At 66.7% G+C, this 22,821-nt stretch carries 16 protein-coding genes; 3 read left to right on the top strand and 13 right to left on the bottom strand.

Features of this window, described 5'->3' with window-relative positions; genetic code table 11:
* Window positions 1-43: 43 nt before the first annotated feature.
* Window positions 44-523 (top strand): hypothetical protein, encoded by a 480-nt coding sequence (locus tag HMPREF2826_RS03565; RefSeq protein ID WP_070639275.1) that lies wholly within the window; start codon window positions 44-46, stop codon window positions 521-523.
* A gap of 140 nt (window positions 524-663) precedes the next feature.
* On the opposite strand, the gene ade is transcribed toward HMPREF2826_RS03565, so the two are convergent.
* From ade to ssnA, 12 genes are all read right to left on the bottom strand, one after another.
* Window positions 664-2,490, bottom strand: coding sequence for an adenine deaminase (gene ade, locus HMPREF2826_RS03560; RefSeq protein ID WP_070639273.1), 1,827 nt, complete (start codon window positions 2,488-2,490; stop codon window positions 664-666).
* 79 nt (window positions 2,491-2,569) lie between these two features.
* On the bottom strand, window positions 2,570-3,082 hold the full coding sequence (gene xdhC, locus HMPREF2826_RS03555) for a xanthine dehydrogenase subunit XdhC (protein ID WP_246824677.1): 513 nt from the start codon (window positions 3,080-3,082) through the stop codon (window positions 2,570-2,572).
* Window positions 3,079-3,960, bottom strand: a complete 882-nt coding sequence (gene xdhB, locus HMPREF2826_RS03550) for a xanthine dehydrogenase subunit XdhB (protein ID WP_070639271.1) — start codon at window positions 3,958-3,960, stop codon at window positions 3,079-3,081. The genes xdhC and xdhB overlap by 4 nt, the downstream gene beginning before the upstream one ends.
* Window positions 3,960-6,302 (bottom strand): xanthine dehydrogenase subunit XdhA, encoded by a 2,343-nt coding sequence (xdhA, locus tag HMPREF2826_RS03545; RefSeq protein ID WP_070639269.1) that lies wholly within the window; start codon window positions 6,300-6,302, stop codon window positions 3,960-3,962. Before xdhA ends, xdhB begins: the two co-directional genes overlap by 1 nt.
* Window positions 6,303-6,947: 645 nt before the next feature.
* The gene (locus HMPREF2826_RS03540; RefSeq protein ID WP_070639267.1) at window positions 6,948-8,042 is read right to left on the bottom strand and encodes a BMP family lipoprotein; all 1,095 of its coding nucleotides are present in this window, start codon (window positions 8,040-8,042) and stop codon (window positions 6,948-6,950) included.
* A gap of 176 nt (window positions 8,043-8,218) precedes the next feature.
* Window positions 8,219-9,154, bottom strand: a complete 936-nt coding sequence (locus HMPREF2826_RS03535; RefSeq protein WP_070639265.1) for an ABC transporter permease — start codon at window positions 9,152-9,154, stop codon at window positions 8,219-8,221.
* On the bottom strand, window positions 9,154-10,269 hold the full coding sequence (locus HMPREF2826_RS03530; protein ID WP_070639263.1) for an ABC transporter permease: 1,116 nt from the start codon (window positions 10,267-10,269) through the stop codon (window positions 9,154-9,156). Before HMPREF2826_RS03530 ends, HMPREF2826_RS03535 begins: the two co-directional genes overlap by 1 nt.
* A 13-nt stretch (window positions 10,270-10,282) precedes the next feature.
* Window positions 10,283-11,830 carry an ABC transporter ATP-binding protein gene (locus tag HMPREF2826_RS03525; RefSeq protein ID WP_246824676.1) on the bottom strand — a complete coding sequence of 516 codons (1,548 nt, stop codon included), beginning with the start codon at window positions 11,828-11,830 and terminating at the stop codon, window positions 10,283-10,285.
* Between the two features lie 60 nt (window positions 11,831-11,890).
* Window positions 11,891-14,716 (bottom strand): selenium-dependent xanthine dehydrogenase, encoded by a 2,826-nt coding sequence (gene xdh, locus HMPREF2826_RS03520; protein ID WP_070639262.1) that lies wholly within the window; start codon window positions 14,714-14,716, stop codon window positions 11,891-11,893.
* On the bottom strand, window positions 14,682-15,155 hold the full coding sequence (locus HMPREF2826_RS03515; protein WP_070641074.1) for a 4Fe-4S binding protein: 474 nt from the start codon (window positions 15,153-15,155) through the stop codon (window positions 14,682-14,684). The genes xdh and HMPREF2826_RS03515 overlap by 35 nt, the downstream gene beginning before the upstream one ends.
* An 89-nt stretch (window positions 15,156-15,244) precedes the next feature.
* The gene (gene ygfK / locus HMPREF2826_RS03510) at window positions 15,245-18,235 is read right to left on the bottom strand and encodes a putative selenate reductase subunit YgfK (RefSeq protein ID WP_070639260.1); all 2,991 of its coding nucleotides are present in this window, start codon (window positions 18,233-18,235) and stop codon (window positions 15,245-15,247) included.
* Window positions 18,236-18,325: 90 nt separating this feature from the next.
* The gene (gene ssnA, locus HMPREF2826_RS03505) at window positions 18,326-19,681 is read right to left on the bottom strand and encodes a putative aminohydrolase SsnA (protein WP_070639257.1); all 1,356 of its coding nucleotides are present in this window, start codon (window positions 19,679-19,681) and stop codon (window positions 18,326-18,328) included.
* Window positions 19,682-20,020: 339 nt separating this feature from the next.
* On the opposite strand from ssnA, the gene HMPREF2826_RS03500 reads away from it, so the two are divergent.
* Both HMPREF2826_RS03500 and HMPREF2826_RS03495 read left to right on the top strand, forming a co-directional pair.
* Entirely contained in the window at window positions 20,021-20,680 is a 660-nt protein-coding gene (locus tag HMPREF2826_RS03500) for a helix-turn-helix transcriptional regulator (RefSeq protein ID WP_070639255.1), read from the top strand.
* A gap of 105 nt (window positions 20,681-20,785) precedes the next feature.
* Window positions 20,786-22,024, top strand: a complete 1,239-nt coding sequence (locus HMPREF2826_RS03495) for a M20 family metallopeptidase (RefSeq protein WP_070639253.1) — start codon at window positions 20,786-20,788, stop codon at window positions 22,022-22,024.
* A 34-nt stretch (window positions 22,025-22,058) separates the two neighbouring features.
* Here the strand turns inward: HMPREF2826_RS03495 and HMPREF2826_RS03490 are convergent, their stop codons facing one another.
* On the bottom strand, window positions 22,059-22,670 hold the full coding sequence (locus HMPREF2826_RS03490; RefSeq protein ID WP_070639252.1) for a sulfurtransferase TusA family protein: 612 nt from the start codon (window positions 22,668-22,670) through the stop codon (window positions 22,059-22,061).
* Window positions 22,671-22,821: the final 151 nt, after the last annotated feature.

Below are 22,821 nucleotides of genomic sequence, written 5' to 3'. Positions count from 1 at the left end.
ACTGAGGCCGATCGCCCCTGGGGGCGAGGAAGAGAGGAGCGACATGCTCGAGGCAGAGGACGCCAGGAGAATCGCCGGCGAGGCGCAGCCGGGGCGTGAGCGCGCCGAGGCGGACACGCTGTCCGGCAACGCGCTCAAGTGGGCCATGAAGAACGCCATCGGCCAGACGGACACGCGCGTCCGTATGTATGCGACCTATGGACGCAGGTCCCTGACGGTGAAGTTCGCGCCGGGCGAGAGCGATGGAGGAGGCAGCGGGAACTCGTTCTACAACGATCTGCTGGCGAACAGCAACATGATCGTCGCGGACGCGATGAGCGACATCATCTACGGCCGGGAGCAGGCGCTCATCAGCCCCATCCAGCAGGCACGACTCCTGAACGAGTACAACACGCAGCTGGTGCACTTCATCCGCACGCTGCGACGGCTGGGCTACGACGTCAAGACCGGCACCGAGGCATCGGACGACGCCGAGGGAGGAAACGCCCATCGCGACGACAGCACCATCATCGTCAGCTGGTAGGCAGGTGCCCGTCGGCTGGCTGGCGAACGTCCGCTGGCACGACGTCACCCGCGTCATCGCGCGGCATCCAGACATGCAAAGCCCGCAGCTCCTGAGAGCTGCGGGCTTCTTCGTGCTCGGGAACAGGGCTCCCTGCGGCGCTACTCGACCACGAGGGACTCGAACTGGAAGGTGTCGGTGTTCACCAGACCGCGGTTGGTGAGGCGCAGGCTGGGAATGCACGCGAGGGAGAGCAGGCCCATGGTCATGAAGGGCGAGGGCATGGTGCAGCCCATCTCTGACCAGGCGGCCTCGATGGCGTCCACGTCGGCGGCGACCTTCTCCACGGGCTCGGGGCTCATGAGGCCGCAGATGGGAAGCGCGACCTGACCCAGGATCTTGCCGTCCTCGACCGCGCACTCTCCGCCGCCGCACTCGACCAGGGTCCTTGCGGCCAGCGCCATGTCGGCGTCGTTGTCGCCGACGACGAGCAGGTTGTGGGCGTCGTGGGCGACGGTCTGGGCGAGGGCGCCATGGATGCCGAAGCCCTTGACGAAGCCATGGGCGTAGGTGCCCGTCTCGTGGTGACGCTCGAAGACGAAGACCTTCAGAAGGTCGTTCTCGGAGTCGGCCACGAGCTGGCCGTCCTTGATCGGCGCCTGGGCGAGGATGCCCCCGGTGATGGTGGAGCCGGGAGCGACGACCATGGTGCGGACGGTCGCAGAGTCGCCGGCGAGCGCGTTGCCCTTGGAGTCCACCGCAGGGATCTGGAAGGTGGAGGCGTCGATGTCGACCGCGACGTGCATGGTGTCGGTCATGAACTCGGGGTACTGGTAGGAGCCGGCCTCGAAGAGCGCCTTGCCGTCCTCTGCCACGACCTCGCCGTCGATGATGGTACGGGTAACGCGGAAGTCCTTGAGGTCCTCGAGGAAGACGATGTCGGCGCACTTGCCCGGGGTGATGGAGCCCATGTCGGTCCCCATCTGGAAGTAGGTGGCGGCGTTGATCGTCACCATCTGGATGGCGGTGATGGGGTCGATGCCCTCGCGGACCGCCATGCGCAGGATGCGGTCGAGGTGGCCGTCAGAGACGAGCGTGTTGGGGTGGTTGTCGTCCGAGACCAGGTTGCAGAGGCGCGTGTCGACCTTGCCGTCCGTGACCGCGGGTGCGAGGTCGTGGAGGTTCTGCCAGGCGGAGCCCTCGCGAATCTGCGCGTACATGCCCAGGCGCAGCTTGGCGAGCACGTCCTCGGCGCGGATGGACTCATGGCAGGACGAGACGCCCGACGCGATGTAGGCGTTGAGCCCGCGGTCGGTCTCGCAGACGCTGTAGTGCCCCGTGACGGTCGCGCCGGCCTTCAGGGTCTCGTTGACCTCCTCGATGGGGTTGTCGGCACATGCGAGGATGCCGGGATAGTTCATCATCTCGCCGAGGGCGACGACGGAGTCCCAGCCCATGGTCTCCTTGATGCCGGCGGCGTCGACGGAGGCGCCGGTGTCCTCGAAGCCGGGGACGGCGGGCACGCAGGACGGCGTGGTGATCATGGCCTTCAGGGGCACTCTCTTGGCGACCTTCGCCACCTCGGCGACGCCCTCGAGACCGGTGACGTTGCAGAGCTCGTGGGGATCCCAGTAGATGCCGGTGGTGCCATGGGGCACGACGGCGCGGGCGTACTCGTCGACGCCGACCATCGAGCTCTCCACGTGGATGTGGCCGTCCATGAAGCCGGGGGCGACAAACTGGCCCTTGGCGTCGATGACCTTTGTGTTCTCGCCGATGCAGTGGTCGGCGGTATAGGGGGCGATGCCCAGGTAGGCGACGCGGCCCTCAGCGATGGCGATGTCGGTGTCCTCCAGGACCTCGTGCGTGGTGACGCTGACGAGCTTGGCATGGCGAATCACGAGGTCGGCAGGCTGTTGCCCCTGGGCCACCTTGATGAGGGTTCGATTGCACTCCCATAGGGGCATCTTGCAGAACGTGTTGCGCACGATGCGGTCCTTTCCTGTCAACGCCGACCGGCCCTCCCGCGACGCGGACGCTCCGCGAGGAGACGCCTGACCCTGCCAGCTAGGCCCGAGCACCGGCCTGGTCTGAGTATCCGTGCTCGACGCACCAGTTGACGGCCTTCTCGACGGCGTTCATGACGTCCTGGTAGCCGGTGCAGCGGCACAGATGGCCCGAGAGGAGCTTGCGCAGCTCGTCGCGGCTGTACGTCCTGCCCGTGCGGACGATCTCCTCCGTGCTCATGATGAGCCCGGGTATGCAGAAGCCGCACTGGACGGCAAACTCGTCCACGAAGGCCTGCTGCACGGGGTCGAGCATCCCGTCAGAGGCGGCGAGGCCCTCCACCGTGAGGATGTCCTTGCCCTGCGCCCATTGCGTCAGATAGAGGCAGGTGTCGGTGGCGACGCCGTCCACGAGGACGGTGCAGGCGCCGCACTCCCCCACCTCGCAGCCTCGCTTGACGCTCGTAAGATGAAGGCGGTTGCGCAACGTGTCAAGCAGGGACTCGCGGGGGTCGTAGCCCACCTGGACCTTCTTGCCGTTGACCGTGCACGTGAGAATTCTCATGTCCATCATAGCGTCGCCCCTCCCTTGCGCGCCGCCGCCACCAACGAGCGCCTGGACATCTCGCCGATCAGCTGCAGGCGAAACGCCTTGGAGGCACGCCAGCTGTCACGGGGATGGGTGTCGGCCTGAGCCAGCGCCCCTATCGCCTCCACGGCCTTTGCGAGGGGCAGTCCGCGGACGGCCTCCTCGGCCTTGAGGGCACGCAGGGGCGTGGGGCCGGCGACGCCAAAGGCGAGGCGGATGTCATCCACCAGCGTCTTGTCGGCGGAGAGCTTGACGAGGCAGCAGCAGCCCAACGTCGCTATCTCAAGCGCGCGCCGCTTGCCGTACTTGAAGTAGTGGCCCGTGAACCCCTCGTAGTGGCCCTTGGGAATGCGAATCCTCACGAGCAGCTCGTCCTGGGCCAGCGTTGATTTGCCGGGCCCGGCATACCACTCCTCGATGGGGATCGTGCGCTCGCCGCGGGCGCTCCTCACGTCCAACAGGGCGCCGTAGGCATACAGCGTGGAGGCGGTGTCGGCCGAGGTGGCCGCGTTGCACACGTTGCCGCCGATCGTGCCCGAGACGCGCAGCTGCGGGCCGCCGGGAGTGTCGCAGGCGTCGCCCAGCGTGGGGACCGTCGCCTGGATGACGGGGCTCGTGGTCACATGGTGGAACCAGGTGATGGGGCCGATCTCGACGGTGCCGTCGTCGGCCAGCGTGACGCCGTCAAGCTCGTCGTGAAGCTCGTGGATCGAGACGAGGTGGGCGGCGGGAAACTTGCCATCGCGGTTCTTGACCAGAAGGTCGGTGCCGCCGGCGATGACGCGAGCCTGGGGGTCGCGGGCCAGGACCTGGACGGCGTCCTCGACGCTCGTGGCCTCGTGCAGGTACTCGATGTCGTACATCAGACGAGTCCCTCCTTCCTGAACCCCTCGAAGAGGCGCTGGGGGGTCATCGGCTCGTGGTAGAACTTGACGCCCGTCGCGTCCAGGATGGCGTCGCGGATGGCGGCCGCCGGGGAGATGGTCGGCGTCTCGCCCACGGCCTTGTTGCCGTAGGGGGCGGTGGGCTCGTCCGTCTCGACAAACTGCGCCTCGAGGTCGGGCAGGTCCATGGTGGTGGGAATCTTGTAGTCGAGCAGGTTGTTGTTGCGACAGCGACCCGTCCTCTCGTCCACCAGCAGCTCCTCGTAGAGCCCGTAGCCGATGGATTGCGACATGCCGCCGTGCACCTGCTGCTCGACGGTCTTGGGGTTGATGAGGCGGCCGTTGTCCTGCACGTTGATGATCCTGTCGACGGTGACCTGGCCCAGCGGCATGTCCACCGTGACCTCGGCGAAGGTGCAGCCCACGGCGAGGGCGTTGGTATGGACGTTGACGGTCTCGTGGGCGTGAAGCTGGTCGTTGTGATCCATGTTGTAGTAGGCCTCGAGCGCCAGCTCGCAAAGGTCGCAGACCTTGTTGCCCACCACGTCCACGATCATGTGGTCGCGCAGGTCAAGCTCGCCCTGGGCGTCGGGGTGCAGAAAGCGGGCAAAGTCCAGGATCTTCTGGCGCAGCACCTGCCCCGTCTGCTTGACCGCCGTGCCCGAGACGTAGGTCTGGCGCGAGGCGTAGGCGCCAGAGTCATAGGGCGTGACGTCCGTGTCCTGCTGAGAGACGATGTGAACGTCCTCGGTGTCAACGCCCACGGCCTCGGCGGCCATCTGCGAGAAGACGGTGTCGGCACCCTGGCCGATCTCGGTGGCGCCCATCTGGAGCTGGATGGAGCCGTCCTGGTTGAGCGTCATGGACGCCGTGGCCGTCTCGAGCGCGAAGGGGGCGACGGCCGTCTTGTACACGAAGAGGGACACGCCCACGCCGTGACGAATCGGGCCCGTCTCGTTGGCGTAGGTCGCCTTGTGCTCGTCCCAGCCGATGTAGCGCTTGCCCTTCTCGACGCACTCCGCCAGGCCGTTGCTGCGCGACGAGATGTAGTTGCCCGGCGAGAACTCGTCGACGAAGCCCTGCCTGATGGCGTTCTTCATGCGAAACTCGACGCCGTCCCACCCCCGGTCATAGGCGATGTCGCCCATGAGGCACTCGGCGGCCCAGTTGCCCTCGGGCACGCCATAGGCGCGCATGGCGCCGGTGTGGGGACCGTTGGTGTAGACCGTGTAGGCCTCGCAGCGGATGACGTCCTCCTGCGTGTGGTACAGCCAGCGGAAGGAGTTGACCGAGTTGAGCACCAGGGCGTGACCGTGGTGAATGTAGCCGCCCGTGTTGGAGTAGGCCAGGATGGAGCGGGCGCAAAGGTTCATGTCGTCATCGACGGTCGCCTCGATCTCGAACGTCTTGGGCTGGCGACCGCTCGTGGCAAAGAACAGCTCCTCGCGGCTGAGCTCCAGGCGCACGCAGACGCCGCCCAGCTGCTGACAGATCCAGGCGTTGAGGGGCTCGTAGTGGATGTCCTGCTTGGTGCCGAACCCGCCGCCGATGTAGGGCTTGATCACGCGGACGTTGCCCCAGGGGATGCCCAGCGCCTGGCCTATGACGCGGCGGCAGATGTGGGGGATCTGGGTGGACGAGACGCAGACGATCCTGCCCGACTCGCCGTAGCAGAAGGACACGCAGGTCTCGATGTGCACCTGAGACTGCTCCGCGCTCTCGACGTGAATCGAGACGTGATGGTGGCGCGGGTCCGCAAGGGCCTCATCAACGCTGGCATAGCCCAGCTCGGCGAGCTTCTCCTTGCTGGTCTCGGCCAGCGTGTGGGCCACGAGGTTGTCGGGCCTTCGGTCCTGGACGGGATGCTCGGTGCCCTTGAGAGACTCCTTGGGGTCATAGACGACGGGCCACTCCTCATACTCGACCTCGATCTTGGCGAGGCCCCTGTCGCAGGCGACGGTGTCCTCGGCCACGACGACGGCGATGTTGTCGCCATAGAGACGCACGCGCGCATCGAGCAGCTTGCGATCGGCCACGTCGCGCTTTTCGGCCTTGGACGCCGCGTACCACGGATGCCCCGCCACGGGATAGGTGATGTCGGGCACGTCAAAGCAGGTGTACACGGCAACGACGCCGGGCACCTCGCGCGCCTTTGAGACGTCTATGGACTTGACGAGTCCGTTGCCTATCGTCGCGTGCAGGATGCGCGCCTCAAGGCACGGCTTGGGGCAGAGGTCATCGGCGTACATGGCACGACCGGTCACCTTGTCGCGCGCATCCACGCGCACGACCGACCTGCCCACCTCTCTCAACTTCTTCATGGCTCACCCCTTCGCTGATGCCACGCCATCTCCCATGCTCGCACGCCGGGCAGAGCCTCGCATGGCCCGTCTGGGCCATGCTGTGACGCCGCCGGGCCCCGAGCGCCTGGGGATGCGCCCGGCATGCGCGCGACCATGATGCAGCACGATCAGGTGGGGTATCGTGATGGATGTGCCCCGACGCCTCGTCCCCTCCCGACGACGCATGCGACCCGAGGATGCCGCCCCCGTTGGTACCACCTGCACGCTGTCTTGAAGGTGCCAGAGGCCGCACGCAGCATGCGAGGGGCCCGTGGTTGAACTGACAGCTCTGCATTCCCGCCAACACTCGCTGGTTATCAGACCTGATGGTATCAGGTAACGAAAACGCCGATGAAGCTCGCGGCTTGTGCGGTATCAAACAAACCGTTAGTGGCAGACAAATTTTTTTGTTGTATTACTTTTCGTTATATCTTGCAGGATATACCGCAGTGCGGCGGGATGCCGCAGTGCCGGCGAAGGGCAGCGCGCGGGCGTCTGCCATGGGCACGCCGCGCACCGGCGGGTAGGCGGGACGCAAGAAGGCCGGCGCCCCCCTTCCATGACCGGGAGGCGCCGGCGATTCGTGTTCGCGCATGGCGCGTGCGCGCCGTGGGTGACCTTCCCCTACAGCGTCTTCTTGATGGCGTCGATCTCGGCGTCCGTCAGGAACGACCCCGCCTTGATCTGATCGGCGTACTCGCCGATCTTGGCCTGGATGTCCTGGGGAACCTTGTCCGAGAACTTGCCCAGGGCCACGCCGCCGTTGTCCATGTTGGCGACGATGGTGTTGCCCTTGCCGAAGCTGCCCTTCTCGATCTCGTCCATGGCCTGGTCGATCTTCCAGTTGGTCACCGTCGAGGTGATGACGGTGGGCTGGTCGTCGCCCACGATGTCGATGGGCTGGGCGATGTCAAAGTGCGTGTCGGCGCCCGCGGCGGCCAGGGCCTGACGCGACCCGTTGTCCACGGCGGAGGCGTCGCCCCACATGACGTCGACGTTGTTGGAGTTGATCCAGTTCTCGGTCAGCTTGGTGCCCAGGGAGGCGTCGGTGAAGCCGGCCTCAAAGTTGTACTGGCCCGTGACGCCGGGGTTGACCTTCTGGGCCGCGGCGAGGTAGGCCGCATACTTGGCCTCGGTGGAGGGGAGCTTCATGCCGCCGATGAAGCCGATGCTCTTGGTGGCCGTCATGAGGCCCGCCACGACGCCGGCCAGGGCCCCGGTCTGGGTGAAGTCGGGAAGGACCGTCTCGACGTTGTCGAGGTTTTCGTAGTCCGCCATCTCGGTCTTGGGATCCGTGTTGGTGATGAGGAAGTGGACGTTGGGATGGTCCTCGACCGCGGAGGCCACGACCTCCGCCCAGTCGGACGCAAACTGGTTGCCGTTGCCCACGATCAGGTCGACGTCCTGGTCCACGTAGCTCTGCGCCGCCGTGGCGGCGTCGGCGTCGGCGGTGTTCTCCTTGGGCTCGAGCATCTCCCAGCCGTCATGGGACTCGACGGCCTTCTTCAGGGACTCGTAGTGGCCCTGGTCCCAGCCGCCGTCGGTGATGGTGCCGCTCATGATCATGGCGACCTTGCGCTTTGCGGAGCCCGAGGAAGAGCCGCCCGCGTCAGAGGAGGGCGAACCGCCGCAGCCCGCAAGGGCAATCGAGGCGGCACCCAGGCACAGACCCATCGCGGAGCGCCTGGTGACGTTCTTGTTGAACTTGGCATTGCTCATGTTGCTTCCTCCTTGCTAGAAACCGACGAAACCGACATACAAACGCTGGTATACCACACGCTGCCTCGTAGTGACTCCGTCCTCCCGTCTCCGGCGGCGAGGTCGCGCCCCGCCGCATGGCTGTTGTCACGGCGCCACGGACGAACCCGCCGCCCGGCCGCAGCGCCGTCAGGGTCCTAGCGGGACTCCCGATAGTACGGCTGCCCGTTGGCCTTGGGACCGGCGCGGCGGGAGCCAAAGAAGACCAGGGCGACGATCGTGAAAGCATACGGAATCATCTTGAAGAACATGACCGGCGAGGCGTTGAACTGGGCCTGCAAGGCGACGTTGAGACCGTCGAAGAAGCCAAAGAGCAGGCTCGCCGCCATGATGCCCAGCGCGCTCCAACGACCGAAGATGACCGTCGCCAGCGCGATGAAGCCGCGACCCATCACGATGCCGTCGATATAGATGGGCGTCGTGCAGATGGAGAGGAAGGCGCCGCCCGCCCCCGCCAGCACCCCACAAGCAACGCAGGCAGCGTACTTGACGCGGACGACGTTGATGCCGAGCGTCTCGGCGGCCTGGGGGTTTTCGCCCACCGAGCGGAACGAGAGGCCGCCGCGGAAGTTCCTGAAAAAGTACCCGATGAGGGGCACGAGGATGAACGCGAGGTAGGCGAGCAGCTGCTGTCCAAAGACCGGGTCGCCGAGGAGGGGTGTCTGGCTGAGGAGCGGAATCTGGATGTGGGGCATGAGGCTGCCGGTGGCGTTGGCCGAGTTGGACCCCACGAAGAGGTTGTAGCCAAAGAGCGCCAGCGCCGGGGCGAGGATGTTGATCGCCATGCCGCAGACCACCTGGTCACAGCAGAGCGTGACCGTGCAGAGCCCGTAGATCATGTTGACGAGCACGCCGGCGGCCATGGCGGCCACCAGGCCCAGCCATAGGTTGCCCGTCATCTTGCCCACGGCGAAGGCGACGAAGGCGCCGACGGCCATGATGCCCTCAAGACCGATGTTGACCAGGCCGGCCCGCTCCGAGAAGAGCTCCCCGAGGGCCGCCAGCAGGATGGGCACGGCGCTGAGCGTCGTGGCGGAAAGAATCGTGGGGAGCGACGCCATGAAGAAGTCCATTACGCCTCCACCTCCGTTTTCTTGGGCGTGTCGACGGGGGCGCCCTTGCCCGCCCCGCCCGTCAGCCTGGACTCGATGAAGGACTTGATCTGCGGGAGCTTGATGAAGGCCATGCCCGCGATGGCGAAGATGATGATGAGGCCGCGAATGATGTCCACGATGGCCGTGGGCACGCCGATGACGCTCTGCATCATGGTGCCGCCGGTGGACAGCACGCCGAACAGGATGGCGACGAACAGGGCGGCGATGGGGTTGAGCTGGGCGATGAGGGCGATGGCGACGCCGTCGAAGCCAAAGCCCGACCCAAAGCCGTCCGCCAGGCGGTAGGGCGTCTTGCCCATGAGCTCGACGGCGCCGCCCATGCCCGCGATGGCGCCGGACATGATGAACGTGAGGAGCACGAGCCTGCGGACGGGAAAGCCGCTGACCTTGGACGCGACGGGGTTCATGCCGACAGCGCGAATCTTGAAGCCGAAGGAGGTGCGAAAGATCAGGTACCACAGGAAGATCGCGAGCAGGATGGCGAGCACCACGCCCACGTGCGTGCCGAGCACCCCCGGAAGGCGGGAGGAGTCGGGCACGGCGACGGTCTTGGGCAGGCCGTTGTCGGAGTAGAGGTTCTTGAACACGAACTCCATGAAGTACATGGCGATGTAGTTGAACATGATCGTGGTGATCATCTCGTTAAGGCCCCGGGTGATCTTGAGGACGCCCGGCAGCAGGCCCCAGACCCCGCCGGCGACGATGCCGGCGACAAGCCCCAGCACCAGGCCCGCAGGGCCCGAGAGATGCAGCCCGAAGATGGTCGAGGCGCACACGCACCCGCCCATGATGAACTGGCCCTCGCCGCCGAGGTTGAACACGCCGCACTTGTAGGCGAAGACCGCGCAGAGGCCCGTGAAGATCAGCGGGCAGGCGCGCTCGAGCGTCTTGGCGAGCTTCGCCGGCGTCCCCAGGGAGCCCTGGAGCATGGCGGCGTAGCCCTGCAGGGGACTCTTGCCGAGCGCGGCAATGATGACGGCGCCTATGATGAGCGCCAGCAGCACGGAGACGACCGGCGTAAGAATCATGAGCGTTCTCTCGCGGCTCTCCTGGGCGTCAAGTTTCCTTGCCAACGTGCGTCCCTCCCTACTTTCCTGCCATGGCAAGCGAAATCTCCTTGATGGGAGGGTTCGCGCCCGGATAGGTTCCCATGATCTGCCCCTCAAAGAGGACGACGATGCGGTCGGAGAGCTTGAGGACCTCGTCGAAGTCCGCCGAGATGAGCAGCACCGAGCAGCCGGCGTCGCGCTGGGCGACGATCTGGTCGTGCACGAAGCCGGTGGCGCCGATGTCCAGGCCGCGCGTGGGATAGACCGCCACGAGGAGCTGCGGGTGGCTGTCAAGCTCGCGGGCCAGGATGACCTTCTGCTGGTTGCCGCCCGAGAGGCTGCGGGCCGTCTGGTTGACGGACGTGCAGCGGATGTCGTTTTCCTCGCGCAGCTCGTCGGCAAAGCGCTGGATGGCGTCCATCTTGAGCCAGGCGCCGCGGCCGGCCGAGAAGCGCTCGCTGCCCGTCTGCTTGAGGACCAGGTTTTCGGCGACCGTCATGTCGCCCACCAGGCCCATCTTGTTGCGGTCCTCGGGGATGTTGCCGATGCCCGCCTCGATGAAGGCCTGGGGCGAAAAGAGCGCGATGCTGCTTCCGTCAGGGCCGATGACCTCGCCGGACTCGGGCGAGACAAGGCCCGTGACGACCTCCGCGAGCGGCGTCTGGCCGTTGCCGTCGATGCCCGCGACGCCAAGGATCTCGCCCTTGTGCAGTGTGAGGCTCACGTCCCTGAGGCCGCCGTGCTTCATCTGGGGGCGGTAGCAGACGTTCTTGAGGCGCAGCCTGACCTCGCCGGGGGCCTCGACCTTGCGGTAGCTGCTCTCGGTGAACTTCTGGCCGATCATGAGGTCGGCGAGCTCCTGCTCGGTGGTGTTGGCGATGTCGAGCGTGTCGACGCACTCGCCGCGGCGCAGGACCGTGACGCGGTCGGAGATGAACATGACCTCGCGCATCTTGTGCGAGATGAAGACGATTGACTTCCCCTCGTCGGTGAGCGAGCGCATAATGTCAAAGAGCCCCTGCACCTCCAGGTCCGTGAGGACGGCGGTGGGCTCGTCCAGGATCAGGAGGTCCGCGCCGCGGAAGAGCACCTTCAGGATCTCGACGCGCTGCTGCATGCCGATGGACATGTCCGAGATGCGCGCGTCAAGGTCGACCTCAAGGCCGTAGCGCTCCATGAGCTCCTCGACCGTCTTGCGGTCGTCTCCGCGCTGCAGGAGGGGCGACGCGTGGCGCTTGTCCCCCAGGATGATGTTCTCGAGGCCCGTCATGGCGTCAACCAGCATGAAGTGCTGATGGACCATGCCGATGCCCCTGTCCACGGCGTCGCGCGGGGTGTTGATGCGCACCTCCTCGCCATGCATGTATATCTTGCCCGCCTCGGGCGTGTACAGCCCGATGAGGCAGTTCATCAGCGTGGACTTGCCCGCCCCGTTCTCGCCCAGGAGCGTGTGAACCTCGCCTTCGCGTATGGAAAGGTTCACCCCCCGATTCGCGTAGAACGACCCGAAGCGCTTGTCCACCCCCTCCATCCGCAGGAGTTCTCCCATGTCCTGACCACCCCTCTCGTCATGTTGCGTCTCCATGACCTCTCTTGGTTCCAATCACGTGCGACCGGGCCGCATGCGGCCCTCGGGTACGACCGTCTATCTGCGCCTCTTTCTCTCATAGGGCGTATTGGCGAGCGGAAGCCTCGACTGGGCGACGCCGTCCACCCTACGGTAGGCGTTCCTGATGGCCGGGGCCGTAGGAATCGTGGCGATCTCGCCTATGCCCTTGCCACCGTACGCGACGGGAAGGAGCTCGTCCTTCTCGACGTAGATGGCGTGAATGTCAGGGATCTGGGTGGCGCGCAGCAGGCCAAGCGTACCAAAGCGAGCCGTGGGAACGCAGTCCTTCAGCGGAAAGTCTTCGGTGAGCGCATAGCCCATCGACATGAGCACGCCCCCCTCGATCTGCCCCTGGATGGCGATGGGATTGACGACCTTGCCGGCGTCATGGGCCGCATAGACCTCGCTCACGCGCCGATCCTTGTCAAGGACCACCAGGTGAGTGGCAAAGCCGTAGCAGATGTGGCTCTTGGGATTGGGCTTGTCGGCGCCGAGCTTGTCAGTGACCTCGAAGTACTCGTAGTGGAAGCTGCACCCCTCGAGCCTGGAGAGGGCGCCCACGGGGTCGTCCGGACGCACGGGGCTGCCGGTCCTCAGGCTGTCACCCATCGCCCCCCGGTACGGCTCGCCGCCCTCCAGGGTCACGACGAGGCCGTCTCCCAGGGCGCGCACGGGCGCCGCGGGAGCGTCCTCGCCCCGCTCGACGGCAAGCATGGCGTCGCGCAGCAGGAAGGCCGCGCCGCGCACCGCCTCGCCTGTAACGACCGTCTGGCGCGACCCCGAGGTGGTCCCGGAGTCGGGTGCCGCCTCGGTCGAGCACTCGCCGTTGAGGATGTGTGACTTGGGCAGGCCGCTCGCCTCGGCGACGTCCTGCAGAAACACGGTGTTGCAGCCCTGACCTATGTCCGAGGTCGCCGAGTACACCACGGCCCTGCCGCCCTCGACGCGAATCTCGCAGCGGCCCTTGTCCGGCAGCCCCACGCCGGTGCCGGCGTTCTTCATGGCGCAGGCGAGGCCGCAGTGGCCCTCGTTCGCGTCATAGGCGTCCCTCACGGCCAGGAGCGTCTCCTTGAGCGCCGTGGAGCGGTCGGCAACCTGCCCGTTAGGCAGGACGTCGCCCGGCTCGACGGCATTTCTGAAGCGCATCTCCCAGGGCGAGATGCCCACCTTGTCGGCCAGCTCGTCCATGAGGCACTCCAGGGCAAACTCGCTCTGGCACACCCCAAAGCCCCTGAACGCGCCGGCGGGCGGGTTGTTGGTGTAGTACCCGTAGCCGCGGATGTCGGTGTTCTGATAGGTGTACGGGCCCACCGAGTGCGTGCAGGCGCGCTCGAGGACGGGGCCGCAGAGGCTGGCGTACGCGCCCGTGTCAAAGTTGATCTCGCAGTCAAGGCCCGTGAGCAGGCCGTCCTCGTCGCAGCCTAGGGTAAAGGTGCCCCTCATGGCGTGACGCTTGGGATGGAAGGCGATAGACTCCCCGCGCGTGAGCTTGCACTTCACGGTGCGGCCAAAGCGCAGCGCCGCGAGGGCGGCGAGATGCTGGACGCTCACGTCCTCCTTGCCGCCGAAGCCGCCCCCGACCAGCATGGTCTGCACCACGACGCGCTCGGGCTCGTCGTCCCAACCCAGCATGTGGGCAACCTCCTTGCGCGTGTCGTATGCACCCTGGTCCGTGCTGAGGATCCTCACGCCGTCCTTGTAGGGAAAGGCGACGGCGCACTCGGGCTCAAGGAAGGCGTGCTCGGTGAAGGGCGTCTCGAAGCTGCCCGTCACCACGTGAGCCGAGGCGGCGAGGGCGGCCTTCGCGTCCCCGCGCTTGACGTGCCGACTCTGGCACACATTGTCATGCAGCCGGACCACGTTGCCAAAGGCGAGGAAGCTGTCATGGATGAGGGGCGCTCCGGCCGCCTTGGCCTCGTCGATGGAGCGGACGGGCTCAAGCTCCTCGTAGGTCACCTTCACGAGCCGCCTCGCCTTGGCGAGGGTCGCCTCGTCCTCGGCGACCACCAGGCAGATCGCATCTCCCATGCAGCGCGTGAGGTCTCCCTCGGCGATGAGCACGTCCCAGTCCTGGACGATGTGGCCCACCTGGTTCACCGGCACGTCCTTGGCCCTGAGGACGCCCAGGACGCCCGGCAGGGCCTCCGCTTTGGAGCTGTCGATGGAAAGGACGCGGGCGCGGGGATACTTCGTGCGCACGGCGGCGGCGTAGGCCAGGTCCGGGTAGTCCTCGCTCGTGATATCGTCAGGATAGACGCCAAAGCCCAGGACCTTGCGGCGCACGTCCACGCGGAAGGCCCCCGTGCCCACGCCGTAGTCGTCGCCCCGCTCGAGGCCGGGGTCAATCTGGCGCTCGCCTCTCAGCACGGCGGCGGCGAGCAGGATGCCCTCGATGATCTTCTTGTAGCCGGTGCAGCGGCACACGTTGCCCTTGATGGCGGCCTTGACGTCGTCCTCGCTGGGGCTGGGGTTCCGACGGATGAGGGCCGCCCCGCTCATGACCATGCCCGGGATGCAGAAGCCGCACTGCACGGCGCCGACGGCGCCGAAGGCATAGACGAAGGCCTCCTGCTCGGCGGGATCGAGACCCTCGGGCGTCATGACCTCCCTGCCGTCCGCCAGCTTAGTCGTGATGACGCAGCCCTTGGTGGCGATGCCGTCAACGACGACGGTACAGGTTCCGCAGGCGCCCTCGGAGCACCCGTCCTTGACGGAGGTCAGGCGGAGGTCGTCGCGGAGGAAGCGCAGGAGCGACTTGTTCTCGTCGGTCGTGCGCCTGACGCCGTTCACCAGGAAGCTATAGGTTCCCACTCGTCTCGCCCCCTTCCTAGTATGCGGGCGCCAAAAGGCCGTCGGCGTCATGTATGACCCCACGCGGGCAGCGCGTGGCGCAGAGCCCGCAGGCTATGCAGGCGGTCGTGTCGCAGGTGGCGCACTCGCTGACGACGTGGATGGCGTCAGCGGGGCAGACGCGCTCGCAGACGCCGCAGGCGACGCAGCTGGACGCGCAGGATGCGCGCGCGACGGCGCCCGGCTCGTGGTTGGAGCACAAGGGGAGAATCGTCGCGTCACGAGGCGCCAGCGCGATGACGCCCTGCGGGCAGGCGCGCACGCAGAGGCCGCAGCCCACGCAGACGTCACGCAGCACCCGGGCGACGCCCCTCCCACCAAGCTCGATCGCCTGAAGCCGGCAGGCCTCCACGCAGGCGCCGCAGCCTATGCAGCCCTCGGCGCAGCGCTCCTCAGGGCGTGGCCCGCCCCAGCAGCGAACGTGGGCCACCGTGGGCCGTCTCTTTGCCATGCGCGCCACCTCCCGTCGTGCGCCGGGCGACGCGACCGCGTCGGGCCGCATCGCCCGCTGGCGTGCGTCGTCGTTACCCTGCGACATCCCTACCGGACGAGCAGGAAGGGGTAGTCCCTCACGACCGCACGGATGATGTCCCTGACGTCGGTAGGCAGGCCGCAGGCCTCCTCCGCGACGTCATAGATTCTCTCCTCGCCGTCCAGGCGCACGAGCATGCCGCCTTCGACGGGAAGGAACCCCTCGTTGGTCGAATCGTCAAAGTCCTCGCGGCTCCAGAAGACGGTGAGCTTGTCCTTGTACGGCCTTCCCTCGCCGTACGGGCAGAACACAGCGCAGTTGCCGCATTCGTTGCACATGCCGTCAACGTGGACGATCTGGCGTTGGCGCCTGCCGTCAACAGCCACGGCGACGTTCGCGCGGTTGGGGCACACCTCGCAGCAAGCCTCGCAGACCGTGGAACATCCCAGACAGCGGGTCGTGGCAAGGTCGGCGCAGTCGCGCTCGAGCGCGCCGCGCGACGCGAGCGGCTCATGATAGCGCGGGTTGACGTTGGACTCCGCCTGCCCCTCAAAGCTCGCCCCGCAGATGGCGCGGCACACTGAGATGGCGTCGGCGATGGCCTTCACCACGGTCGCGGGACCGCGACGGGCGTCGCCTGCGACGTAGACGTGCGGCAGGTTGGTGCGCAGGTCGTCATCGACCTGGGGGCGGCCCCTGTCGTCCAGCTCGATGCCGCTGACCGCAAAGAGCGTGGGGTCTATCCTCTCGCCCACCGCCGCGATGACGGCGCTGGCGGGCACAACGGTCGTCCGGCCCGTGGCGTGCGTGCTGCGGCGACCGGACGCGTCCGGAGCACCCAGCTCCATGACGTCGCAGAGGAGCCTGCCGTCCTCGACGCGGCGAGGCGCCAGGAGCTCCATGAACTCGACGCCGTCGGCGATGGCCTCAATCAGCTCCTCCTCGTCGGCGGGCATGTAGCGCCGCGTGCGACGATACGCCAGGCGCACGTTCTTGACCCCGGGCACGCGTCGGGCGGCACGGGCGACGTCCATGGCGGTATTACCGGCGCCCACGACGACGACGTCCTCGCCCACATCGAGGCTGGAGGGATCCCGCTTGAAGGCCTCCAGGAACTCGAGGGCGTCGAGCGTGGGGCCCTCCTGTACGACCGCGGCGCCGGGCGCCCAGGCGCCCACGGCGATGACGACGTCCGTGTAGCCCTGGGACAGCAGCTCGCGCACGTCGGTGACCTCGACGCCGCAGCGTATGGTCGCGCCGTAGGCCTGGCACAGCCTGACGTCCTTGTCGATGGCCTCGTCGCTGATGCGGAAGCCCGGGATGACGTTGCGCACGATGCCGCCGGGCCTCGAGGAGCGCTCGAGGACGTCAACCTTCACGCCCTCACGCGAGAGGAACGACGCCACGGAGAGCCCGGCGGGGCCGGCGCCCACGACGGCGACCTTCTGCCGGGCGCTGCCGCGGGCCTTAAGCGTGGGGAGCACCTCGTCAAAGGCGGCCGTCGCGGCGCGCAGCTTGAAGGCGCGGATGTTTACCTCGCCCTCGTAGTAGTTGCGCATGCAGCTGTTTCCGCAGGTGTGGGGGCAGAGCGTGCCCGTGATGAACGGCAGGGCGTTGCGCTCGAGGATGATGTCCAGCGCGTCGGCGTGGCGGCCCTCCTGCTCCGCGCGAAGATAGCCAGGGATGTCCTGATGGATGGGGCAGGTGTCGCGGCAAGGTGCGATGAAGCAGTCGGCCAGGGGAAGCTCGCCGCGCACGTGACGATCGGGCAGGGGCTTCACGGGCTTGCGATACGCCTGGCCCTTGAGCGCCTCGGTGACGATGGCATCGACCTTATCGACGTCAACGCCGTCAAAGGGCCGATCGTCAATGCCGGACAGTCTCTCGGCGACCTGCGAAAAGCGCTGGTATCCGCCCGGCTTGAGGACCGAGGTGGCGATGGTGACCGGCCACACGCCGGCATCCACGAGGTCGCGGATGTTGTTGGCGTCGGCACCGCCCGAGAACGAGATGCGCAGGGCGCCTTCAAACTCGCGCGCGATGCGCGCAGCGAGGCTCGTGGTGAGGGGCCACAGCGAGCGGCCGGACATGTACATCTCCTCGCTGGGGAGCTCGCCGCGCGTCACGTCAACCGGGAAGGTGTTGGTGAGCTTGACGCCAAACTCGACGCCGTGCTTGGCCGCCAGCGCGATCAGGCGACGCAGCATGGGCACCGCGTCCTCCCATTGGAGGTCCTCCAGGAAGTGGTGGTCGTCAAAGACGACGTAGTCAAAGCCCAGGGAGTCGAGGGTGGTGCGAGCGTACTCGTATCCCAGCAGCGTGGGGTTGCACTTGACGTAGGTGTTGAGCCCCTTCTCGCCGATGAGGTGGGAGGCGATGGCCTCGATCTCCTGAGGGGGGCAGCCGTGCAGCGTGGACTCGGTGATGGAGCGAGAGACGCGCGGGCTGATGCTGTCCACGAAGGCCTCATCAACCTTTGAGAAGAGCCCGAGGTTGCGCCTTGCCCAGGCGATGGCCGAGGTGAACGCCTCGGTTTTCGAGGCATCCATCATGTCGTCTATGTAGCCGTCGATCTTGGGGGTCTTGATGCCCTCGAGGTCATAGCCCACCGACATGTTGAAGACGAAGCCGTCAGGATCTCCCAGACCCAGCTCGCGGGCCAAAAGCTTGCAGGCCACCCAGGCCTTGACGTACTCGTCACGCGCCTGGGCCACGGTGAGCTCCGTGGACCACTCGCAGTTGTAGCCCTCGTCGCCCGCGAGTATGCAGGGCTTGTTGACGCACGCGGAGAGCTCGGCGCCGTCCATCCTCTGGACGGTCTTGAGCTCGAAGAAGCGCGCGCCGCAGACGTAGGAGGCGATGATGTTCTGCGCGAGCTGCGTGTTGGGGCCGGCCGCGGGGCCAAAGGGGGTCTCGACGCGCTCGTCAAAGATGGGGCGCGCGCCGGCGGCGGGATGCGCGAGTGCGCTCACGCCAAAGATGGTCCCCTTGCTCGCGTGCTCCTCAAGTATCCAGCTCATAAGGTGGCCAAAGGCCATGGGTCGCATGGCATCGCTCATCGTTGGTCCTCTCCTCACCAATGGTGCCTCGTTGTCCCCCGCATGTATGGCGTCCGCGGGCGACGCCTTGCGTCCGGCAAGGCGGTGGGACTAGTACTGGCGGCCGTTAAGCTCCCCCCAGAGCTTCTTGGCCTCGCCCATCGACCAGGCGCAGATCGCGTCCTCGTCCGCGTCCACGAAGGCGCGGTCCTTGTAGAGCACCTTGCCGTTGACGATGGTGGTGCGGCAGCCTCGCCCCTCGAACCCAAACAGGATGTGACCATCGACGTTCTCGTCCGAGAAGGGCGTGAAGGTCTTGTAGTCAAAGATGGCAATGTCCGCCGCAGCACCGGGGGCGAGCACGCCTAGGGGCTTGCCGGCGGGCTTGGCCGAGAAGTACCGTTCGGCCATGGTGCGGTTGTTCTTGAAGAGCATGGTCATGGCCTGCTCCCATCCCACGTTGGGCAGGCCGCTGTTGTGGCGCTGGATGGGCAGGAAGGACTTGAGGCTCTCGAGCATGTCGTGGGTGTAGGCGTCGGTGCCCAGCGCGACCGTGATGCCGCGCTTGAAGAACTCCAGGACCGGCGCGCAGCCGACGGCGTTGTTCATGTTGGAGGCCGGATTGTTCACGACGTTGGTGCACGTGGCGGCCAGGATGTCCATGTCGGCCGGCGTCACATGGATGCAGTGGCCCAGCATGGTGTCCTCGCCCAAAAGGCCGTGGTCCAAAAGGCGATGGACGGACGTGCAGCCATGGTTGCGCGCGCTGTCCCAGACGTCGTCCAGCCCCTCGCACACGTGCACGTGAAAGCCCGTGAGGCCGTCGTTCTCCTCCACCATCTTGTCGAGTGTCTCGTCCGAGAGGGTGAAGAGGGCATGCCCGCCGAACATGGCGGCGATCATGTCGGAGTCCTGGGAGGCGGCCCAGCGGGCGAACTCCCCGTTCTCGCGAATCGCCTCGTCGCGCTTCTGCCTGCCGTCACGGTCGGACACCTCGTAGCACAGGCAGGCGCGGATGCCCAGCTCCTGGCAGACGTCCTTGATCGCAAAGAGGGAGCCCGGTATCTCGCGGAAGCTCGCGTGGTGATCGAAGATCGTGGTGACGCCGTTTTTGATGCTCTCGAGCACGGTGACGTACGCGCTGGCGCGCGTGCCGTCAAGCGTCAGATGGCGGTCGATGTTCCACCACTGCTGCTCGAGGTTCTCGAGGAAGTTGGTGGGGTTGCAGCCCTTGATGGCAAGGCCGCGGGCGAGCCCCGAGTAGATGTGGGTGTGACAGTTGATGAGCCCGGGCATGATGACGCCCCCGCGAGCGTCCACGAACTCGGCCTCGGGATGCGCGGCCTTGAGCTCTGCCCCCTCTCCCAGCTCGACGATGCGGTCGCCCTCGATGAGCACCGCCCCGTCCTCCACGTACGGCAACGCCTCGTCGCGCGTGATGACGCGACCGTTCCCAACGAGAAGCATAGGGCCCTCCCTACCAGGTTGCGCAGGTCAGCCGCGGTTGGACGCAAACGGCGTGCGATCCTCCCCTGCCGCGGCATGACGCTGACGTGATGCAGCCTACGAAATGCTAAATAAATGATAGATTGGAAAAATAAAAGTTTGATAAGTAAGTCGTGGATGGTATCTTAGGGAGCACCAGCGGGTTATATTTTCTAATACATAACGGATGGCGGAATGCGTGCCCCCGCAGGCGCCTCAAGTGCAGTACGGTACTGTATGACATGCGTTCGGGGCGTCCTCGGGCGTCACCCTGCGGCAAGGCTGCCGCGGGGACACAGACGGGCACAAAGGAGAGCTCCCATGGAGCGGGCCTACATCGACTTCTGCAAGAGACTCGCCCACGGGATCGCCGCGCAGTTTGGCCCCGGCTGCGAGGTGGTCGTCCACGACCTCACGACGGCGGACGCCGCAAGCACGGTGGCGGTCATCGAGAACGGCCAGGTGACCGGCCGCAAGCTGGGCGACGGCCCCTCTCGCGTGGCGCTTGAGGCCCTGCACGACCGACGCCACCACGCCCTGGAGGACCGTCTTGCCTATCTCACGAAGACCGAGGACGGTCGCTTCCTCAAGTCGTCCACCATCTTTTTGCGTGACGGGGGCGGCGAGGTGGTGGGCATCTTCTCCATCAACTTTGACATCACCATGCTCATGACGGCACGACACGAGCTTGACGCGTTGGTTTCCACGGGCACCCAGAACGAGCCCGAACCCATCCCGCAAAGCGTGACCGAGCTGTTGGACGAGCTCATAGAGCAGAGCGTTCGCCTGGTGGGCAAGCCCGTCTCGCTCATGAACAAGGAGGACAAGGTGCGCGCCATCGGGTTCCTCAACGACGCGGGCGCCTTCCTGATCACCAAGTCGGGCCAGAAGGTGTGCACCTACTTTGGCATCTCCAAGTACACGCTGTACAGCTACATGGACGAGGCAAAGTCCCTGGCGAGCGCCGACGGGGAGTCGTAGGGACGCCGTCGCCCCCAGGGAGCGTCGCCGACGGGAGCTGCCGTCCCGCCATGCGCGACGGCTCGGCCGAGGTCAGGGCACCGGCAGGGACGGACTGGAGGAGTCATGACGACAGATGGCCTCGCACGCCGCAGACGCGAGGTGGAGAGGCTCGCGAGCGAGCTCATCCGTATCGACAGCACCAATCCCGGGGCCGGCGAGGGGCGCCTCGCGGCCTTCGTGTCCTCATGGCTGAGCGACCGGATCGGGCGGGCCAACGCCGGCGGTACGCGCAGGGCGACCCTGGAGCGGCTGGAAGCGCTCCCCGAGCGTCCCTGCCTGAGGGCCACCATCCTGGCCCCCGGCGGCGGGGACGACTGCCGCCCGCACCCTGCCGACCTCAGCCTGCTCTGTCACATGGACACGGTTCGGGTGGGCGAGGGCTGGTCTGAAAAGACGGGCCCCTTCTCCGCGCACAGGGAGGCGGGCAGGCTGTACGGGCGCGGCTCCTGCGACATGAAGGGCGGGCTCGCCTGCGCCCTTCTGACCTTTTCCGACGTCCTGGATGACGTCATGGCGGGCGCGGCGGCACGGCGGTCGCTCTCGCTGGTGTGCACCTGTGACGAGGAGGACGCCATGCGCGGCGTCGAGGCGGCGATTGACGCCGGCTGGTTCTCGACCGAAGGATGGGTGCTGGACACCGAGCCCACTGACGGCCTGATCCGCGCCGCGCACAAGGGGCGCAGCTGGTTCAAGGTCCGGGTGGAGGGCACCACCGCCCACGCCAGCACCCCCTGGCTCGGCGCCGACGCCATCGCGGGCATGGCCGAGGCGATCGGCCATCTGCGCAGGACGTTTCGCGACCTTCCCGCCGATGCGGAGCTTGGCCCCTCGACGGTGACCTTCGGGCAGATCGAGGGCGGATACGCCCCCTACGTGGTGCCCGACGCGTGCAGCTGCACGATAGACATGAGACTGGTGCCTCCCCTCTCGACCGCATGGGCGCGCGGCGTCGTGCAGGACGCGCTTGACGCCGCGCGGGACGCCGTGAGGGGCGTGCGGGGGAGCTACGTCGTGACGGGCGACCGTCCCCCCATCGCGGCCAACCCCCGCTCAGGCCTGCTCAAGGCGCTGCGGGCGGCGTGCGCTCGAACGGGACACCCCACGGGGACGGACGTGTTCACGGGCTACACCGACTCCGCCGTCGTGGCGGGGACCCTCGGCAACGTCGAGTGCCTCTCGTACGGCCCCGGCAGCCTGGACCTGGCCCACAAGCCCAACGAGTACGTTGCCGTGCGAGACCTGTGGCGCGTCCGCGACGTCCTCTCCGACCTGGCGCGTACCACCTGCGGCACCATGTCGTAGGGGCGGCGCCCAGGCGCCCGCGGCCCCGCGCGCCTTAGAGGGTCACCACGTGCGGGCGGCTCATGAGCAGCTGGGCCACCTGGAACGACTCGATGACCTCGCCCACCTTGAGCTGGTCAAGCAGGTGATAGCGCTCGAGGCTGGCCCTGTCGCTCATGACGCGCACCTTGTCGCTGAAGGCGCCCAGGTGCTCGACGCACGCCTCGTCGATGGTCGTGAGCTGCACGGCCGAGTTGAGGAACACGAGCGCCTGGGGCTCGGTGCGCACGGTGGCGAGGTCGTGGATGAGGTCGCGCATCAGGTTGCGGCCCAGCTCGCGGTCATCGTTGCCGATCTTGTCGGAGGTAAAGAGGAACACCGGCTCCTGCTCGTTGGCAAACCCCATCAGCGAGACGGCCTTCTCGATGGGCCTGTCCATCCTGAAGGGCTTCTGGGGGTTGGAGACGACCTGCACCACCGAGTAGTCCCCCTCGTCCTCCAGGGTGAACTTGAGGCCCTGCTCCTCGGCGAGACGAAGGATGGACTCGACGGCCATGCCGTCGTTGACCTGGATGGTGAGCGTCTGACCGCCTCTCATGTCGGCGAGCGCCTCCATCGCCATCATCAGGGGCTTGGGGTTGAAGAGGTCTCTGGCATCCAACTGCATGGCTACCACGCTCCTTTGGTGGGTTGCTAACCGGTATTGCTACCCTTCCCATCTCATTGTATCGAGGGCGGGGGCCGCCAGCTCCAATCATCGGCGAGACGTAGCGTTTTGTGGCGGCGGCGGGCGCGCACAAGGGCAAGGCGCCCGCCCG

The sequence above is a fragment of the Olsenella sp. HMSC062G07 genome, assembly GCF_001811895.1.
GTDB classification, from domain to species: Bacteria; Actinomycetota; Coriobacteriia; order Coriobacteriales; family Atopobiaceae; genus Olsenella_F; species Olsenella_F massiliensis.
The sequence above is the reverse complement of the archived record's forward strand: the minus strand, read 5'-3'. Positions and strand labels throughout refer to the sequence as shown.

Bases quoted from the DNA above. Each gene is read 5' to 3' on its own strand.
- HMPREF2826_RS03565 (WP_070639275.1), top strand. From the start codon at position 44: ATGCTCGAGGCAGAGGACGCCAGGAGAATCGCCGGCGAGGCGCAGCCG.
- xdhC (WP_246824677.1), bottom strand. From the start codon at position 3,082: ATGATGGACATGAGAATTCTCACGTGCACGGTCAACGGCAAGAAGGTC.
- xdhB (WP_070639271.1), bottom strand. From the start codon at position 3,960: ATGTACGACATCGAGTACCTGCACGAGGCCACGAGCGTCGAGGACGCC.
- xdhA (WP_070639269.1), bottom strand. From the start codon at position 6,302: ATGAAGAAGTTGAGAGAGGTGGGCAGGTCGGTCGTGCGCGTGGATGCG.
- HMPREF2826_RS03540 (WP_070639267.1), bottom strand. From the start codon at position 8,042: ATGAGCAATGCCAAGTTCAACAAGAACGTCACCAGGCGCTCCGCGATG.
- HMPREF2826_RS03535 (WP_070639265.1), bottom strand. From the start codon at position 9,154: ATGGACTTCTTCATGGCGTCGCTCCCCACGATTCTTTCCGCCACGACG.
- HMPREF2826_RS03525 (WP_246824676.1), bottom strand. From the start codon at position 11,830: ATGGAGACGCAACATGACGAGAGGGGTGGTCAGGACATGGGAGAACTC.
- xdh (WP_070639262.1), bottom strand. From the start codon at position 14,716: ATGACGCCGACGGCCTTTTGGCGCCCGCATACTAGGAAGGGGGCGAGA.
- HMPREF2826_RS03515 (WP_070641074.1), bottom strand. From the start codon at position 15,155: ATGGCAAAGAGACGGCCCACGGTGGCCCACGTTCGCTGCTGGGGCGGG.
- ygfK (WP_070639260.1), bottom strand. From the start codon at position 18,235: ATGAGCGATGCCATGCGACCCATGGCCTTTGGCCACCTTATGAGCTGG.
- ssnA (WP_070639257.1), bottom strand. From the start codon at position 19,681: ATGCTTCTCGTTGGGAACGGTCGCGTCATCACGCGCGACGAGGCGTTG.
- HMPREF2826_RS03500 (WP_070639255.1), top strand. From the start codon at position 20,021: ATGGAGCGGGCCTACATCGACTTCTGCAAGAGACTCGCCCACGGGATC.
- HMPREF2826_RS03495 (WP_070639253.1), top strand. From the start codon at position 20,786: ATGACGACAGATGGCCTCGCACGCCGCAGACGCGAGGTGGAGAGGCTC.
- HMPREF2826_RS03490 (WP_070639252.1), bottom strand. From the start codon at position 22,670: ATGCAGTTGGATGCCAGAGACCTCTTCAACCCCAAGCCCCTGATGATG.